Source organism: Marinomonas ostreistagni, from assembly GCF_016461785.1.
Taxonomy (GTDB): domain Bacteria; phylum Pseudomonadota; class Gammaproteobacteria; order Pseudomonadales; family Marinomonadaceae; genus Marinomonas; species Marinomonas ostreistagni_A.
In genome coordinates, this window is the sequence record NZ_JAEMUH010000002.1 from 174,370 (window position 1) to 192,596 (window position 18,227).

An 18,227-nucleotide genomic window follows, 5' to 3' on the forward strand; every position below is an offset into this window, starting at 1 on the left:
GATTGGATACTAGCACCGCAATTTTGTAAAAGATACGCCATGCACTAGAGGTTGCATGTCTAGACTCTTGAAATCCTTCAATAAACCACATTAAATGGGGCGTTTTACAAAACCCTCTCATTTAATTTAGGTATTTAACGAATGCTCATGTTTTCCGCGGCACTCATTGCCGGGCTAATTTTACTGGTTCTAAGCTCAGATAAATTTATAGAACACGCAGCTCTAGTTGCCGAAAAGCTAAACGTCAGCCCAATTGTTATTGGTATTACTTTAGTAGCACTTGGAACATCGGCCCCTGAAATGGTTGTTTCGGCCATTGCAGCATTAGACAATGCACCTGGAATCGCTGTGGGCAATGTGATTGGATCAAACATAGCAAATATAGGCTTAGTATTTGGGGCAACGCTTGTTCTCGCTGCCGTTCCAATTAACGGAAGCCTGATTAAAAAAGAAATCCCTCTCGTAATTTTTGTGACACTTCTAGCGGGCTTCCTCATGATTGATCAGCACCTTTCGCTCACAGATGGCGTAGCTTTGATCATTGCCTTTTTAATTGTTCTCTACCTTTTATTAAAAAACTCTAAAAATCTTGAAGATGAATTAACAGAAGACTTACCAGAAGACGATGGTGGCAGTGTAGCGCGCTCCTTACTCATTGCCGGCGTAGGCTTGGCTGTATTAATCGGCAGCTCAAAATTATTGGTATGGGGGGCTATCGGTATTGCATCAGCTTTAGGAGTATCGGATTTAATCATTGGCTTAACTATCGTGGCAATAGGAACGAGCTTACCGGAACTAGCCGCTTCGATAGCAAGTGTGAAAAAGGGTCATCATGATATTGCGATCGGCAACGTCCTAGGATCCAACATATTTAACCTAGCCACCGTCCTACCTCTTCCAGCCATACTCGCCCCTGGATTAATTGAGGAAACTGTTATAAATAGAGATTACTGGTGGATGCTTGGATTTACCCTTTTATTCTCAATTGCTGTTATCATTTACTCCAAGCACCGTAGCTTAAGCATCCCACGTTGGTTTGCCGTGCCATTACTAGGCGGCTATGGGGCTTATATGTATTTATTAGCAATTTCTGGCTAAATAATGAAGTCGTTTATCTCAAAACTCATTGACAACAAAGGGCTGACAGGCTTTTTCGCAATTGCGGTTGTAGCCGTTGTTGTTTTTCTTTTTGGCAACCAGCCAACGCTCTATATTTTGGAAGAGCAAAAGCTCTCTGATGCGCCTGACTTTTTTTTAGAAGGCGTTACCGTAAAGTCATATGACAAAAGCGGATTGCTAGTGGAAACCGTTGTCGCACAATCCGCCAACCACTATGTCGCACAACAAACCACCTTAGAGCAGCCAGTTATTACCAAAGTTACTGAAAACATAAAATCCGTGGCTGAAGCAGAAACTGGCGTCATCAATGATACGGACAACACAATCACTTTAAACCAAAGTGCTGTCGTTGCTCGCTTTATAAATTCGATAGAATCCGGTCGAGTTCAAGCAAACACTATTTTGTTTAACGATCGAAACCAAACCATTCTTGGCCAAGGCAATAGCGCATTAAAAACTCCGCAGGGAACAACTTTGGCTGACAGCATTTTTTACAACCTAACGGACAACACCGCAACCTTAAACGGAGGCGTATCAGGACACTATGACGTTACAAATTAATAAACTTAAGATTGCACTGACCGCCGCCATTCTAAGCCTCAGTAGCAGTGTGGTTATGGCCCTACCTGACGACTTGAACCAGCCAATTAACATTGAAGCTGACAAAGCTTTTTTTGATCAAAAAGAAGGCTCTGCAAACTACAGCGGTAACGTCGTTGTCACCCAAGGAAGCATTCGCATTGAAGCCGAGCTTCTTAAAATTAAAACCAATCCCTCAACAGGAGAATTTCAATCTCTTTCAGCAGAAGGCACACCTTCTTCTTTCGCCCAACAACTGAATGAAGAAGGCAAGCAAATGAAAGCTAATGGCGATATGCTGAATTACGATGTCCAAAAAGGCCAACTTGAAATTCATAAAAACGGCTACCTTCAACGTGGCGATGATGAAATTTCAGCAGACTTTATTCGCTACCTAATGAATAACGAAACTTTTAAAGCAGAAAATCGTGGTAGTGGTCGAGTTAACATGACCCTGCAGCCTACTTCCAGCGAGCAACAAAACTAAACTCATGGCAATCTTAGAAGCGAAACACTTAGCTAAAAGCTACAAAAAACGTCAAGTTGTAAAAGATGTGTCTTTAGAGGTGCGCTCTGGAGAGGCAGTAGGACTGCTAGGTCCGAATGGCGCAGGCAAGACAACCTGTTTCTATATGATCGTTGGCATGGTTTCTAATGATTTAGGTGGAATCTTCATTGATGGCGAAGATGTCACAAAGGATGCCATGCATGATCGTGCGCAAAAAGGTATTGGCTATCTCCCACAAGAAGCTTCTATTTTTAGAAAGATGTCTGTCGAAGATAACATCATGGCGATATTAGAAACACGCAAGGACCTCACAAGCGCTGAGAGAACAGCAAAGATGGAAAGCCTTTTAGAAGAGTTCCATGTCACACATATCCGTAAGAATTTAGGCATGGCTCTTTCCGGAGGTGAGCGTCGACGCGTAGAGATCGCACGCGCACTCGCCATGAATCCAAAATTTGTACTGCTAGATGAGCCTTTTGCAGGCGTTGACCCAATCTCTGTTGGCGACATCAAAGGTATTATCAAACACTTACAAGAGAGCGGAATCGGTGTTTTAATCACAGACCATAATGTCCGTGAGACGTTAGATATTTGCGATAAAGCGTATATTGTAGGTAATGGACACATCATTGCATCTGGCGATGCTGAAGCAGTCATAAACAATGAACAAGTGAAAAAAATCTACTTAGGCGATAATTTCAAACTCTAAGCCCCCTTATTTTTCACGATAAAAGGGAGTAGTATGCATAAGTCATTCCAAATACTAAAAAGTAGAAGAGTTGCGCTATGAAGCAGTCCCTGCAACTTAAAATCGGGCAACAGCTAACCATGACCCCGCAATTGCAGCAGGCAATTAAATTGCTGCAATTATCAACACTCGACCTGCAACAAGAAATCCACGAATTTCTTGAATCTAACCCTTTGTTAGAGCTGGATGAGGAGGAAGGGTTCCAAGCTGAGACAGAAGGCCGTACATCAGATAACAGCACTTCGGCAGATACATCGAATGAAAATAGCGATGCCGTCTCTGAAACACCACAGTTAGAATCCGAGTGGACGGAAAGTATCCCCAATGAGCTCTCAATTGATAGCAATTGGGACGACACTTACCAAAATTCAGCTGCCGCTGCTGACACACCTGTTTTCGATGGAGAACAGGACTTTGACAGCCGCAACGCCCTGTCAGAAGACATGCAAGACCATTTAATTTGGCAACTGAATTTAACCCATATGTCTGATCGAGATATTGAGATTGCTTATGCCATCATCGATAGTGTTCAGACGGATGGTTATCTTTCCATGAGTCTCGATGAGATTTTTCAAGCTCTAACAACTGAGCTAGAAGATCTTGAACTGGATGAAGTGGTCGCAGTACAACACAGACTTCAGCGATTTGACCCAGTTGGAGTGTGTTCTCAAGATTTACGTGAGTGTCTTTTGGTACAACTTGAAGCATATCAAGACCACCCTCTTTTCAGGTCAACATTCAACGTTGTTGATCAATACTTAGGACTACTTGGTAACAGAGACTATGCTCAACTGAGTCGTAAGACCAAACTCAAAGAAGAGGCGCTAAAAGAAGTCATTACACTTATTCAGCAACTGAATCCACGTCCAGGCTCAGTGATTGATACCAGTGAAACAGACTACGTCATACCAGATGTTTCAGTTAAGAAACATAATAATGTATGGCAAGTTGAGTTGAATAATGATGCCCTTCCACCTGTAAAGATAAATGAAACTTACTCTGCAATGGTCAACTCGAAGGCTTCGAGTGACGACATCTCTTACATTAAGAACTCTTTGCAAGAGGCCAAATGGTTCATGAAGAGCCTTCAAAGCAGAAATGAAACCCTGTTAAAGGTAGCGAGCTGTATTGTTTCTAAACAAGTCGATTTTTTCGAGATAGGTGAAGAAGCCATGAAACCAATGGTTCTGCACGATGTCGCCGAAGAAGTTGGTATGCACGAGTCAACCATTTCACGTGTCACGACACAAAAATACATGCACACACCACGAGGAATATTTGAGCTTAAATATTTCTTCTCTAGTCATGTAAACACGTCATCTGGTGGTGAATGCTCTTCAACTGCCATACGTGCAATGATTAAAAAGCTGGTCGCAGATGAACCTCCGAAGAAGCCATTGAGCGATAATAAGCTGGCAACCATATTAGCCGACCAAGGTATCCAAGTAGCGCGAAGAACTGTTGCCAAGTATCGTGAAGCCATGAATATTCCGCCTTCAAATGAGCGGAAACGACTAATCTAAAGGCCATATAAAATGTCTGTTAAAAATTTAGTCAAACCTGAATTAGTGTTTGCAAAACAGCAAATTTCTAGCAAGAAGAGACTGCTTGAACAATTAGCAGAGTCAGTTAGTGACCGTCTACACTGCAATGCAGATGAAGTTTATGACGCCTTACTAGGCAGAGAAAAGCTTGGCAGTACAGGAATCGGTAACGGTATTGCAATACCACACTGTCGACTTGATAAGGTTAATAGGGCCACAATTGTGTTGATGTCATTACAAGACCCTATAGATTTCGATTCAATTGATCGTCGACCAGTAGATTTAATATTTGCTTTACTCGTCCCAACGAACCAATGTGACGAACACCTAGCAACGCTTGCGCAAATTGCCGAACTTGCCCAAGCTGAAGAAAAACTGGACTTGCTAAGAGAAAAGCAAGATAACACCGAGTTATTTGAAGCATTCAATGCTTTATTGTAAGGATACCCCATGCTGGAACAATCGGTAGAAATTATAAATAAACTAGGCCTTCATGCCCGTGCTGCTGGAAAGTTAGTTGAGACCACGACACGCTTCACTTCTGATATCACCATTGAAAAAGAAGGTCGTAATGTTGACGGAAAAAGCATCATGGCGATGATGATGCTAGCAGCAGCTAAAGGTACAACCATTAACGTCAAAGTAAATGGTGAAGATGAAGCTGCGGCGATGGAAGCCATTATAAACCTTATTAATGATCGGTTTGGAGAAGGCGAATAGCCGAATGAGCGATCAATCTACCTTAGAACACTTACAAACGGTTGCAGAGTCCCTAGAGTCAGGGGCAACCATGCAAATTCGCTATTTGCTTAATGGTGCTCTACCTGCGCAGGATGTCGCTCGCCTTTTAGAATCCTCTCCACCTAAAGAACGTAAGCTTCTCTGGGAACTGATCGATCACGATAATCAAGGCGATGTCCTGCAATATGTTTCTGAAGAAATCAGTATTCAGTTCATGAAGGACATGGATACTGAACGATTACTTGCAGTATCAGAGCATTTTGATAACGACGATTTAGCCGATATCCTACAACAACTTCCCGAGACTCTTGTTAAGGAAGTTCTAGCGTCCATGACAGCACAGAATCGTGCTCGAATGGAATCCCTCATGAGCTACTCAGAAGATTCTGCTGGTGGCTTAATGAACACAGATACGATAACAATCAGACCAAATATCACGATTGATATTGTATTTCGCTTTTTACGCCGTCACTCAGAACTACCTGAAATGACAGACAGCCTTTTGGTCGTTAGTCGATCCGACCGCTTTCTAGGCATATTGCCTTTGCGAAAATTATTAGTGGCTGACACCGACACCATTGTACGCGATATAATGGAAACAGATTGCGATGTCATATACGCCCATCAGACAGCAACAGAAGTGGCTCAGCTGTTCGAAAAAATGGACCTTGTATCCGCCCCTGTTATCGACCCTGACTCAAAGAAGCTATTAGGCCGTATCACCATTGATGACGTCGTCGATGTCATTCGAGATGAAGCCGAACACTCTATGCTTCAAATGGCGGGCTTAGACGATGATGAAGATACCTTCGCTCCTATTATGCAAACCACACGTCGTCGAGCTGTTTGGCTAGGAATAAATTTAATTACTGCATTCATAGCTTCCTATGTAATCGGACTGTTTCAAAACACACTCGATAAAGTCGTTGCACTCGCCATCTTGATGCCAATTGTTGCCAGTATGGGGGGAATTGCTGGGTCGCAAGTATTAACACTGGTCATTCGCGGTATCGCACTGAACCAGATAGGCTCCTCGAATGCGAGATGGCTTCTTAACAGAGAGGTCGTCGTTGGCCTGATAAATGGTGTATTATGGGCATCCGTAATAGCTTTACTGACGACCGTTTGGTTTGGGGATATAAAAATAGCTTATGTGATCGCTGGTGCGATTATCATTAACCTATTGTTTGCGGCACTCACTGGAACGCTATTACCCATAGCACTAAAGAAGCTAGGCATTGATCCTGCCCTTGCTGGCAGCGTGATTTTAACAACCGTTACCGATGTTGTTGGTTTTTTATCATTTTTAGGCTTAGCGACACTCTTTTTACTATAGAACGAATTAAACATGACAGATTTTGAACACTACGACGACAACGAAGAAGAATATAAAAGTAAGACCCAAGTAAAAAGAGAAATGGAAGCTCTACAAGATTTAGGGGAAAAACTTACTAATCTTAGTCCTGCTCAGCGCAAGAAAGTCCCTATGTCGGATACGCTTCGCGATGCACTTGAAGAAGCCGACCGAATTAAGCAATGGGGTGCTAAGCGTCGTCACTTACAATATATTGGCAAAGTTATGCGAACTGAAGACGCTGATGCTATCTCAGCGCGATTAGAATTGTTTGACAGCACATCTGCAGCCAATAACAAACGCTTTCACCAACTTGAAGCGACACGTGACGCACTTATTGGCGATAATAGTAAAATGATTCTTGATCAGTATATCCAAGCCAACCCTACTGTTGATATTCAACAGCTGCGCTCTTTGGTACGCATGGCCATAAAAGAAGTTGAACAAGGTAAGGCAACGACACAACGTAAAAAGCTATTTAAACTTTTACGTGAAGTGCAGGATGCACAATTAGGACTGCTTTAGAAATGTATTATAGACGGCGATGCTGGAGGCACGGCATCGCCGATCTAACGCTTTTGAGGTAAGTTTTATCCACCTCAAAATAAATTATCCCTTCTTGCTCACCATCTAATTTATCAATCAATTCTCCCCATGGACTGTAGGCTACTGTATTTCCATAAGTGCGCCTTGTATCGCTATGCCAACCGACTTGCCCTACTCCCGCCACATAAAACTGATTCTCTATGGCTCGAGCACACAAAAGGGTATGCCAATGAGCTTCACCTGTTTTATAAGTAAACGCAGAAGGAACAACCACAACTTCGGCCCCAAGTTCAGCTAAACGACGATAATATTCAGGGAAACGCAAGTCATAGCAAATACTAAAACCCAAACAAACATCATCTACAAGGTATACAACGGGGGCAATTTCTCCTGGTTCAATGTAACGAGACTCACGATAAGTATTAGCTTTGTCATCGACATCCACATCAAACAAGTGAATTTTATCGTAACGTGCTAAGACCTCGCCTTCAGGCCCTATCAATAAAGAAGACTGCCTAACACGACCCGCTTTAACCAACCTACTATCTTGATCTAATGCCATTGGATGTGAACCAATTAAAACATATACATTTTTCTCAGATGCGAATCGCTTAATAGCTTCTAAAATTACCGTTGTTGATTCTGACTCGGACAGCGCTCGCATCTGTTTGGCATCGAACAAAAAGACATTCTCAGGCAACACTAACAATCTTGGGTTATGATCCATCGCTGCCGTCATGAGCTCTAGGACTTTATTCAAGTTAAGCTGCCAGTCCTGAACACTGGTAAGCTGGATACAAGCAATGCCAAGTTTCGCCATGAAGATCACTACCTTATCGGTGAATATTGTACTGGGGTTACCTTGGGCTCACTGAAAGGCCCCTCAATTTGGTATTGAATACTTGTTACTTTTGAGAGTTGATCACCGATTAGTTTGTCAGTGATATACAAAAGCCCTGCAATTTGCGGTGTTGCCAACAACAAGCCAGCAACCGGTAAGGTGCTGCTTATTGGAATCGTTGCAGTAAGCCTTTCGTTTAGAGTTTCATCAATTAGGTTCGCGTTACCTTGCAAAGCAATCTCCGCCGTTGGCGATATAACTTTGAGCGGCTCGACTGTTTTCAATTGACCTTTCGCAATAGACAGATCCCCGCTGAATCTATCAAAAGGCATGCCCGGTTCATACAAATCTGAAAAATCGAACGTTAACCGTTTTGCAAAAGCATCCACATTAAATATTCCAAGCAATCGCAGGAATGGTGGTAATTGATCGACTTGATTGAAATTACCTTTTTGCACATTGAAGCTGATACGACCAGACAAACTAGGACGATCAAACGAAAGTAACGAATTTTCCCAGCTCAATAAAACATCCATTTGATATCGATTCGAGCTAAGAAAGGGTGACGGAGAGAACTTTTTCGTCAGCTCTCTAGCATCTTCGCCTTCAGCCTTTAAGGTCATCTCAACATTTTGCTTAGATCCACCTTGCCAGAAAATTTGCCCCAAAAACTGACCTTTCGGCAACTGAGTAGAGATATTTTTAATCCTAACTATGTTTCCTTGACTCTCGATAACAGCTGACCAATCTCCATACGGCCTATTATCAATGTAGACTTGATCGACTTTGACGGCCATTGAGGGAATCAAGCTAGGTTGAATTTCATTTTCTCTATTACTTTCTACCGTTGTATTCTCTTTATCAGCCGTCAACCAATTCAAATAATGAATATGCAACTCAGGCCCAGCATCTGTTTGATTGAGGACAGCATTAAGCTCGTCTGAAGCCACTGTAAAAGGGTGACCATCCTTTGCTCGGGTGTAAGAGATTTTGACGTTATTGAACTGATTTTTTTCATTAACAGGCAATACATCCACCAACACATCCATAGAACGAATCCATTCAGGCAGATTAGTCGGAATACTACTGTCAGAAGCATTGTCAGTATTTTTTGATAAAGACACTTTAAAGTCATCGATAATTGGCTGCCAAGTGCGCCAATCAAATTCGTCAAGTTGACCATAAAAAGAAAGACCTTTTTGAATTTCTTGATCAACAGGAAGAGGCTTCAGTAGTGAAACACTACCCCCTTGAATTTGAGAATCACTGACTAAAATTTCACCATACAACCATTCCTTAGCCTGGACTTCTAGCAACAACTCTTCATTCAAAGCTTTAATATGAATATCGGTCGGAACTGAGACATCTGTTAGCTTTGCAATGGGGCTAGGCATCGCAAGCTTAACACCAACCAGATCAGTGGATAGATCGAGATCCACTTGCCCAAGTTTACTGCGCCCTATTGCAAGATTTCCTGTGAAAGTTGTTAAGCCTTCTAGTCTAGAAATTAAAGGCTGAGGAGCATTGCGCCATTCAGCAACCTGTTTGCTGTTAATAGTACCTTTAAGCACCCCATCAAGTATAAAATGTTCTTCTTCATCAACCTGAGAGGTCAACACAAGACTGCTCGTCCCTCCTAATGTTTCTAATTCAAACTCGGTATCGTACACCCCTTTTTCACTGCCAAAATTTAAGCGCCCATTTAAAACTTTAATTGGCAATTGCGCTTGAGAAACAACAACTGAGTTTTCTGAAAAGACTAACTCCAGACCAACTGTAGGCTGCTCCCCCTTAACAAGAGGAACACTTAAATTAAATTCACCCGATAATTCACCACCGATATCCCAGTCCTTAAAAGGCTCTAGAACTGAGTCCTGCAATGGGGTTTTAGATAAAGCCTGTGCAATTAATGAAGCCTGGTTTCTTACTCTACCTTGCACTGCTACACGATTCGCTTCACTTCCTTTAAAAGGAACATTTACCTGTATATCTTTGACCGGCAGCCCTGAAAAGTTTGCGTTATTTACAGTGACACTAACACGATCTTCTGTGACCAAGACATTTCCTTGAATATCTTTTGCAGGAGGCCAACTAGGATCGAATTCTAACTGCTCTAAACTGGAGTCTATTGATAACCTCAAAAAGGGCGAAACCTCTCCAGCGACAAGCCCCGTTCGTAGTAACAAATTTACATTTTCGGCCTCACCTTTACCGAGCGACTGACTCAACCAATTGGACAATGATTCAGAAAGTATATTTGGTGGCACAAAAGCCAAGCCATCGTCTTTTGAGACATGTTGCGCGTTAATGTCCAACATAAGCTGATTGACACCAACACCTGTGTCAAATGGCTGCTCCAACCTAAAACTACCTTGTACCGTTGCATTTTTTTGCTTTAAAGCAAGGTTATCTCCAGTCACTACAAAAGCATTATCAAGCCTCTGCCAAGCAACCGAACCGCTTGCACGGTCAATTTGCCATGCTTCGTCGTAGACGGTAGGAAAGGCAAGAGAACTGTTTACACTTTTGAACTCAACACTGCCTTGTGAGTCTGTAAGCGAAAAAACACCGTATACATTATTTACAGCGGGAATTCCCCTATGTCCTTCCACTTGAGCATTCACTAAATTACTTAAATACTGAAAGCGAACGCCATCACCGCCTTGCCACACACGTAATGATGCATTTTTAGCCTCCCCTTTCGGACTTAATCCAGACAAAATATCGTGAAGCCGCCAATTTTCTGGTACGAATCGCAATGCGGTTTTTGACGCAATCTGGGCATCCATTTTATTAAACACAGCGTAGGCACGTTTACCCTCAGACTCCCATTCTGCTTTAATATTAATCCCTTCATACGATCGCCCAGAATCATTAAGAGCCAAATCAACCACCGCAAAATTTGCAGCATTATCGCTGTACTTCATGCGCCAATCAGCTTTGGCAAAAAGTGACGTTTGATCAGTGTAAGCAAGCTTCAGCAGGCTGTCTTTTGCTTGAAGGGAGATGCCTTTGTTAGGCTGAAAAGTTAGCCAATAGTCTCCCGCAAATGAAACACTTTCAAGCGGCGCCAACACCGGTAAAGACAACCACTCCAAAGGAAGTGTCACTTCCGGAACATCTATGTAGGCCTGAACTTGCTGCTCGAAAAAGTTAGTCAAATCTCGACTCATTTGAGCTCGAACTTGAATAGGTTGCTCGATATCGTTAATAAACACATCGGTACGCAACAATGTTTTGGCAAATTGTTTGCGCAACATCGTTGCCGGCATGATAACCGAAAGCTCTTCATATCTTGGGCTTTCAATTTTGAGCACAACATCCAAAAGACTCATTTGTTGCTGCTCCGCTGCATAATTCAGCACACGAGATACTGCAATATCAGTATTAGATGATGCTGATAGCGACGACTCCTGCCCCTTCAATGAAAGCTTGCCTTGCTCATCTTCTTGCAACAAAACATTTACACCAGCTAACACAACGTTTTTGAACTGGGGAGACAGAGTTAAAAGAGTTTTAGGAATATCAAGCTCAAGGGATAAGTAGTCTAATTGAATCGCATTGGCTTGCTTAGGGGTATCAAGTGCAAGGCCTGTTGCCTTAAACTCAACATTGATACCTCTAAGTTCACCAGATAAGTTTCTGACATGCACCTTCATTCCAGTTAACTGGGTCAGGTTTCTTTCAACTTGAGGTTGGTAGACACTAATAAGAGGAAGAGAAATTTTAGCAAGCAAAACAGTTCCGGCTAACAGAACGCTAACCAGAACAATTCCCCAGAAAAAGATGCGTGTCGCAGTCCTTATCGCTCGCATACATTTATCTCATTAACGCAGCACTACATCGTACTGGTCTTGAGTGTAAACAGGATCCACTTGGAAGCGTATAGTTTTACCAATAAAGGCTTCGAGCTCAGCCACCGCTGCACTTTCTTCATCCAGAAAACGCTCCACCACAGGACCACTTGCTAAGACAGTATAAGTTTGTGAATTATAAGCCCGATCAGCGCGCATAATTTCTCGTAATACTTCATAGCAAACTGTTTCAGGAGTTTTCACCACACCGCTTCCACGACATGAACGACAAGGCTCACACAAAACCTGTCCCAAGCTTTCTCTAGTGCGCTTACGGGTCATTTCAACCAAGCCCAACTCAGAAACACCTGTGATCTTAGTCTTGGCATGATCCGACTCTAACACCTTCTCAAGCATTCGCAACACTTGTCGCTTATGCTCTTCGTCTTCCATGTCGATAAAGTCAATGATAATGATGCCACCTAGATTGCGGAGCCTAAGTTGACGCCCAATAGCTGTCGCTGCTTCTAAGTTCGTTTTGTAGATGGTTTCTTCTAAATTTCGACTGCCCACAAATGCACCAGTATTCACATCGATTGTGGTCATGGACTCCGTTTGCTCAATAAGCAAATACCCGCCGGATTTAAGCTGAACTTTACGATCTAGAGCCCTCTGAATTTCATCTTCGACACTGTACAAATCGAAAATTGGACGCTCACCTGGGTAATATTCAATTCGATTCATTAACTCAGGAATAAAGTCTTCAGCAAAAGCTCTTAATTTTGCATAATTCTCCTTCGAATCAATACGAATCTTCTCGGTAGTTAAGCTAACTAAGTCTCGCATAGTACGTAAATGAAGGGGCAGATCTTCATAAATTATGGCAGGAGCCTTACTTGTATGAATACGTTTTTTAACAGACTGCCATAGGCGTGTTAAAAAATTGATATCAGCAAGAATCTCTTCTTCACCCGCACGCTCTGCAGCAGTTCGGAGAATATAGCCACTGGTTTCATCCCTATCTTCCAATGCTTTGGAGACTAACTGCTTTAGACGATCTCGTTCTTCTTCATTTTCAATGCGCTGACTTACACCAACATGGGCTTGGTCAGGCATATAGACCAAATACCTGGACGGGATAGAAAGGTGTGTAGTTAAACGAGCACCTTTAGTACTGATTGGGTCTTTCGTTACTTGCACAACCAGCGACTGCCCTTCACGTAAATAGTCACCAATTTGATCGCTAGCATTAACAGAATCACGATCAGCCACCTCAGAAACGTGAATAAAGGCAGCTCTTTCTAAGCCTATATCCACAAAAGCAGCCTGCATACCCGGCAATACCCGTACAACCTTACCTTGATATATATTACCAACAATTCCTTTACGACTAGAGCGTTCGATATACACTTCTTGTAGCACGCCATTTTCAACCAGTGCTACACGTATTTCCATCGGGGTGACGTTAATTAAGACATCTTCACTCACGAATATTCTCCTTTAAAGGACTCACTCCGAATTCACTCAGAAACTGACTTACTTCATAGATTGGCAAGCCTACTACGGCCGAAAAAGAGCCGGACATATGTTTAACAAACATCCCACCAACACCCTGAATTGCATAAGACCCTGCTTTGTCGCACGGCTCTCCTGTTTTCCAATAGTGTTCTATTTCTAGATCTGAAATTTCGCGAAATGACACATCTGATATGACATTACAGGTGGCCACTCGGTTTAAGCCACCATTACACACACACACAGAAGTCATAACCTGGTGAGTTTTGCCAGAAAGCGCACGCAACATTTCCTTTGCGTGCTCAAAACTCTCCGGTTTACCTAAAATTTGCTCATCAATAACAACACTAGTATCCGAGGCAATGATTACATCACGATGTTCAACATCATGTTTTGCAATTGCTTCTGCTTTTTCTCTTGCCATGCGAATGACATACTCTTCTGGGGATTCCATAGAAAATGGAGTTTCGTCAATATCGGCAGGTCTTACCTCGAAGGCATTGACCAGAGTGGAAAGCAGCTCTTTACGCCTAGGCGAAGCAGAAGCAAGAATAATCATGAAACCTCTTATTTTATTAAGTACAGTCTACGAACACTTCTAAGTAAAACAAAAACCCAAGGCCATAGAATTGCAGATACGAGAGCAGGCATAAAAATCATCAGAGTTGGTTCCGCATCACCAGTAATGTGATCAATCCAGAAACCAACAAGCTGATTGATTGAGATGAGCAAAAAAATAAAAATACTTTGCTGCCAGCGCCGATACATTCTCAACCGTTTATAAAGTGTGGCACAGGCCGCAGTAATCACAACATAGGTTAAAGAATGCTGTCCAATAACTCCGCCTTGCAACAAATCGACAAGAAGGCCTAAAAACCATGCCGCTCCTACGCCCACTTTGAAGGGCAAGGCAATGACCCAATACAGTATGGCCAGTAACGTCCATTCCGGTTTAAACCAAACCAAGTGTGTTGGAAATACCAACCCTTCAAGCATGAGAGCGACAATGAATGTCAGAACAAATGCAAATGACGACCTCATTGCTGCGCCTCTTCATTTTTCTCGATCAGCATAACATGACGACTACGCCCAAGCTGAGCCAAGGGCACAACATCCACATCGGCATAAGGCTTGCCTGAAATGTGACGAACGGCTCTAACAACACCAACAGGATATCCAAGAGGAAAACGATCCGCTAAACCGCTTGTCGTCAGAATATCCCCTTTTTTAATATCAGCCGTATGCGGAACACTCATCAGCTCCATACGCTTCATATCGCCTGTTCCACGAAGAACACTTCTAAAACCAGTGCGAGCAAGTTGCACGGGAACAAAGTGACTTGCATCAGCAATCAACAGAACACGACTAGTATAGGCAGATGTTTCTACGACTTGACCTAGGACACCGGTAGCATCTAGAACGGGCTGTCCGACATAGGCCCCATTAGAAAACCCCTTATCGATAAGAATTTTATGGCTGTAGGCATTTTGGTCAAAGCCAATTACTTCCCCCATCACCACCTTCTCATCGACCCTTTGCGAGGCATCCAACAGTTCTCTAAGACGAACATTTTCAGCTTTTAGCGCTTCAAAACGCTGTAACTGCCCCCTTAATAGTAATAGCTCTTGATTTAACGCCTGGTTTTGAGCCACCAAATCTTCACGACTATCAAGGTGCATTTCAGCCCAGCTGATCATTTTTTGCGGGGCACTTACAACGACTTGAATAGGTGTCACCAACCAAGTCAAATAAGGCCTTATTGGACTAAAAACTTTGAATTGCAAGTCCCCAATAATCATCGCCAGCGACACAAACACTAGAATCACAAAGCGAGTACTGGAGACTTTGCCAGACAAAAATGCCGAATTACTAATGAGATGCGCTCCTACTTATCAATCACTCTCAGGAGAGAATAATTCAGATGCATGCTTATCCATCATCTCTAGCGCCATACCGCCTCCTCGAGCTACACAGGTCAATGGATCATCGGCAATGATCACAGGCAGACCTGTTTCTTCGCTGATTAGACGATCAATTTCACGTAGCAAAGCACCACCACCGGTTAAGACTAAACCTGATTCAGCAATATCAGCCGCCAACTCAGGTGGGGATTGCTCAAGAACACCTTTAACCGCTTGAACGATTTGCGCTAGTGGCTCTTGCAACGCTTCAAGAATTTCAGAGCTTTTCAGTGTGAATGAACGAGGAATACCTTCCGCAAGATTACGGCCACGAACATCTATTTGAAGCTCTTCACCAGTATGGTAAGCCATACCGATCTCGGTCTTAATACGTTCGGCTGTCGCATCACCGATTAGGCTGCCATATTGGCGACGTACATAAGTTGTAATGGCCTCATCAAAACGGTCACCACCAACACGAATCGATTCTGATGTCACGATGCCATTTAACGAGATGATTGCGATTTCAGTGGTACCACCACCGATGTCGATCACCATAGAGCCAGATGCTTCCGCAACAGGAAGCCCTGCACCAATAGCTGCCGCCATCGGCTCTTCAATGATAAACACTTCACGAGCACCTGCTCCTAAAGCGGATTCTTTAATCGCACGACGTTCTACTTGAGTGGACTTACATGGAACACAGACTAGAACACGAGGGCTTGGCTTTAACATGCTGTTTTCATGTACTTTAGAAATGAAGTACTGAAGCATTTTCTCAGTTACATGGAAATCAGCTATTACGCCATCTTTCATAGGACGTATCGCGGTTATATTTCCAGGGGTACGACCCAACATGCGCTTAGCATCGGAACCAACGGAAGCAACAGTTTTTTGATTACCATTGTGACGAATTGCTACAACAGACGGCTCATCCAAAACGATTCCACGATCGCGCACATAAATAAGGGTATTAGCTGTCCCCAAGTCAATGGATAGGTCGCTTGAGAACATTCCCCTAATTTTTTTAAACATGAATTTCTACACCCTGAAATGGTCCATTACGAATAGTCAGAAAATGTAACAACCAGCCGTGCATTGAGCAAGCCGAAACCGCACAATAATGCGATTTCTTTACTCATATATCTTTGTTTATAGGCGCTTTTTCGATCACAAGAGGAATAATACATATTTTTTGGCTGTGCGCTTTCTACCATTCTCTAATGGCGCTACAATGATCACCATTTTTCGAAAACCGATATAATTTAGGTGAAACATGTCTCTAGAAAAGCAAGACGTGCTTAAAATCGCGCACCTTGCTCGTTTGTCGTTAGATGATAACGACGCCGAGCAGTACCAACATTCTCTAACGAGCGTTTTGGACTTGGTTGAACAAATGCAGTCGGTCGACACCGATGGTGTTGAGCCACTTTCTCACCCACTAGAAGCAAAACAACGTCTACGTGACGACGTGGTGACAGAAGAAAATCGCCGCGAAGCTTTCCTTGCTAACGCACCTCAAACCGAAGCGGGCCTATTCTTGGTTCCGAAAGTTATCGATTAAGAGCTTAAAGACATGGTTGATCAAAGTATTGCCTCGCTCGCGAAGAAACTGCGAGCTAAAGAAATTTCCAGCGTTGAACTAACGCAAGATTACCTAGCACGAATCAAACAGCTAGATGGCCAATTAAACAGTTTTATCACTGTGACTGACGAAGTGGCCCTAGCACAAGCTGAAGCCGCCGATAAACTGATCGCAGCAGGCTCAACAAGTGCCCTAGCAGGCATTCCAGTCGCCCATAAAGACTTATTCTGTACTGATGGCATCCTAACAACGTGTGCCTCAAAAATGCTGCATAACTTTGTACCGCCTTATGAGTCCACTGTAACGGGTCGCATGTTAGCATCAGGCGCAGTAACATTAGGCAAAACCAACATGGATGAATTCGCGATGGGTTCATCAAACGAAAACAGCCATTTTGGTGCTGTTAAGAACCCTTGGGACTTGGAAAAAGTGCCTGGTGGCTCATCTGGCGGCTCTGCGGCCGCTGTCGCAGCAGGCCTATGTGTTGCCGCAACCGGTACTGACACAGGCGGCTCGATTCGCCAACCAGCTTCTTTCTGTGGTATCTCAGGTCTAAAGCCAACTTACGGTCGCGTTTCTCGTTTCGGCATGATTGCTTATGCATCAAGCCTTGACCAAGCGGGCCCTATGGCGCGCTCTGCAGAAGACTGTGCCCACATACTTCAATCTATTGCTGGCTTCGATGCGAACGACTCAACTTGTTCAGAAGTAGCGACTGAAGATTACACTGCAAATCTGGATGCACCTCTTGAAGGCCTAACAATTGGCTTACCTAAAGAATACTTTGGCGACGGCCTTAACAATGGCGTTGCGACAGTGATTCAAGATGCCGTTAAAGAATTCGAAAAGCTGGGTGCCAAGGTGAAAGAGATTTCTCTACCTAACCTAAACCTGAGTATTCCGTCTTACTACGTGATTGCACCATCAGAAGCATCTTCTAACTTATCACGCTTCGACGGCGTGCGTTACGGCTATCGCTGTGAAGAACCAAAAGACCTAATGGACATGTACAAGCGCTCTCGTGGCGAAGGCTTCGGCAAAGAAGTACAAAAACGTATTATGGTCGGCACATACGCTCTGTCTGAAGGCTACTACGACGCTTACTACTTAAAAGCTCAACGCATCCGTCGCCTAATCAAAGAAGATTTTGTTAGAGCTTTTAACGAAGTTGACGTGATCATGGGCCCTGTTGCACCCACCACTGCATTTGGTATTGGCGCGAAAACAGATGACCCAATTGCGATGTACCTAGAAGACATCTACACCCTATCGATAAACCTTGCAGGCATCCCTGCGATGTCTATCCCAGCTGGCTTTGCTGAAGGCATGCCTGTTGGCCTACAGATCATGGGTAACTACTTCGCAGAAGCCAAGCTACTAAACGTTGCACACAAGTTCCAACAAGCAACGGATTGGCATACGAAAAACCCTAGCTTGGCAGAAGGAGCATAA

General features: G+C 43.3%; 18 protein-coding genes. 11 read left to right on the top strand and 7 right to left on the bottom strand.

The features are described from left to right. The first annotated feature begins 147 nt into the window (after window positions 1–147). From JHD44_RS02580 to yjgA, 9 genes are all read left to right on the top strand, one after another. Window positions 148–1,098, top strand: coding sequence for a calcium/sodium antiporter (locus JHD44_RS02580; RefSeq protein WP_233401647.1), 951 nt, complete (start codon window positions 148–150; stop codon window positions 1,096–1,098). Between the two features lie 3 nt (window positions 1,099–1,101). Next, window positions 1,102–1,680 carry an LPS export ABC transporter periplasmic protein LptC gene (gene lptC / locus JHD44_RS02585; protein ID WP_199460793.1) on the top strand — a complete coding sequence of 193 codons (579 nt, stop codon included), beginning with the start codon at window positions 1,102–1,104 and terminating at the stop codon, window positions 1,678–1,680. Continuing rightward, complete coding sequence (gene lptA / locus JHD44_RS02590; protein ID WP_199460795.1) at window positions 1,664–2,185, top strand: lipopolysaccharide transport periplasmic protein LptA; 522 nt, start codon at window positions 1,664–1,666, stop codon at window positions 2,183–2,185. Before lptC ends, lptA begins: the two co-directional genes overlap by 17 nt. Window positions 2,186–2,189: 4 nt before the next feature. Continuing rightward, the gene (gene lptB / locus JHD44_RS02595) at window positions 2,190–2,915 is read left to right on the top strand and encodes an LPS export ABC transporter ATP-binding protein (RefSeq protein WP_199460797.1); all 726 of its coding nucleotides are present in this window, start codon (window positions 2,190–2,192) and stop codon (window positions 2,913–2,915) included. Window positions 2,916–2,992: 77 nt separating this feature from the next. After that, window positions 2,993–4,477 (top strand): RNA polymerase factor sigma-54, encoded by a 1,485-nt coding sequence (locus JHD44_RS02600; RefSeq protein ID WP_199460799.1) that lies wholly within the window; start codon window positions 2,993–2,995, stop codon window positions 4,475–4,477. 12 nt (window positions 4,478–4,489) lie between these two features. Next, complete coding sequence (locus tag JHD44_RS02605) at window positions 4,490–4,939, top strand: PTS sugar transporter subunit IIA (protein ID WP_199460801.1); 450 nt, start codon at window positions 4,490–4,492, stop codon at window positions 4,937–4,939. Window positions 4,940–4,948: 9 nt separating this feature from the next. Then, on the top strand, window positions 4,949–5,218 hold the full coding sequence (locus JHD44_RS02610; protein ID WP_199460803.1) for an HPr family phosphocarrier protein: 270 nt from the start codon (window positions 4,949–4,951) through the stop codon (window positions 5,216–5,218). 4 nt (window positions 5,219–5,222) lie between these two features. Further along, window positions 5,223–6,575, top strand: a complete 1,353-nt coding sequence (gene mgtE / locus JHD44_RS02615) for a magnesium transporter (protein ID WP_199460805.1) — start codon at window positions 5,223–5,225, stop codon at window positions 6,573–6,575. Between the two features lie 12 nt (window positions 6,576–6,587). Further along, window positions 6,588–7,118: a ribosome biogenesis factor YjgA gene (yjgA, locus tag JHD44_RS02620; RefSeq protein ID WP_199460807.1), complete on the top strand. Its 531-nt coding sequence runs from the start codon at window positions 6,588–6,590 to the stop codon at window positions 7,116–7,118. Window positions 7,119–7,125: 7 nt separating this feature from the next. Here the strand turns inward: yjgA and JHD44_RS02625 are convergent, their stop codons facing one another. Genes JHD44_RS02625 through JHD44_RS02655 form a run of 7 tightly spaced genes read right to left on the bottom strand, consistent with a single transcriptional unit; the run spans window position 7,126 to window position 16,225 of the window. After that, window positions 7,126–7,959, bottom strand: a complete 834-nt coding sequence (locus JHD44_RS02625) for a carbon-nitrogen hydrolase family protein (RefSeq protein WP_199460809.1) — start codon at window positions 7,957–7,959, stop codon at window positions 7,126–7,128. A gap of 8 nt (window positions 7,960–7,967) precedes the next feature. Continuing rightward, window positions 7,968–11,795 (bottom strand): YhdP family protein, encoded by a 3,828-nt coding sequence (locus JHD44_RS02630; RefSeq protein WP_199460811.1) that lies wholly within the window; start codon window positions 11,793–11,795, stop codon window positions 7,968–7,970. Window positions 11,796–11,807: 12 nt separating this feature from the next. Continuing rightward, window positions 11,808–13,262, bottom strand: coding sequence for a ribonuclease G (rng, locus tag JHD44_RS02635; protein WP_199460813.1), 1,455 nt, complete (start codon window positions 13,260–13,262; stop codon window positions 11,808–11,810). After that, a complete protein-coding gene (locus tag JHD44_RS02640) occupies window positions 13,255–13,848 on the bottom strand; it encodes a Maf family protein (RefSeq protein WP_199460815.1) in 594 nt (197 codons plus the stop codon). The genes rng and JHD44_RS02640 overlap by 8 nt, the downstream gene beginning before the upstream one ends. 8 nt (window positions 13,849–13,856) lie before the next feature. Further along, on the bottom strand, window positions 13,857–14,330 hold the full coding sequence (gene mreD, locus JHD44_RS02645) for a rod shape-determining protein MreD (protein WP_199460817.1): 474 nt from the start codon (window positions 14,328–14,330) through the stop codon (window positions 13,857–13,859). Further along, a complete protein-coding gene (gene mreC, locus JHD44_RS02650; protein WP_199460819.1) occupies window positions 14,327–15,145 on the bottom strand; it encodes a rod shape-determining protein MreC in 819 nt (272 codons plus the stop codon). The genes mreD and mreC overlap by 4 nt, the downstream gene beginning before the upstream one ends. A 36-nt stretch (window positions 15,146–15,181) precedes the next feature. Continuing rightward, the gene (locus tag JHD44_RS02655) at window positions 15,182–16,225 is read right to left on the bottom strand and encodes a rod shape-determining protein (RefSeq protein WP_133560029.1); all 1,044 of its coding nucleotides are present in this window, start codon (window positions 16,223–16,225) and stop codon (window positions 15,182–15,184) included. A gap of 241 nt (window positions 16,226–16,466) precedes the next feature. On the opposite strand from JHD44_RS02655, the gene gatC reads away from it, so the two are divergent. Together gatC and gatA are read left to right on the top strand one after the other, a co-directional pair. Next, entirely contained in the window at window positions 16,467–16,754 is a 288-nt protein-coding gene (gene gatC / locus JHD44_RS02660; RefSeq protein ID WP_199460820.1) for an Asp-tRNA(Asn)/Glu-tRNA(Gln) amidotransferase subunit GatC, read from the top strand. 12 nt (window positions 16,755–16,766) lie between these two features. Beyond that, window positions 16,767–18,227 (top strand): Asp-tRNA(Asn)/Glu-tRNA(Gln) amidotransferase subunit GatA, encoded by a 1,461-nt coding sequence (gatA, locus tag JHD44_RS02665; RefSeq protein ID WP_199460822.1) that lies wholly within the window; start codon window positions 16,767–16,769, stop codon window positions 18,225–18,227.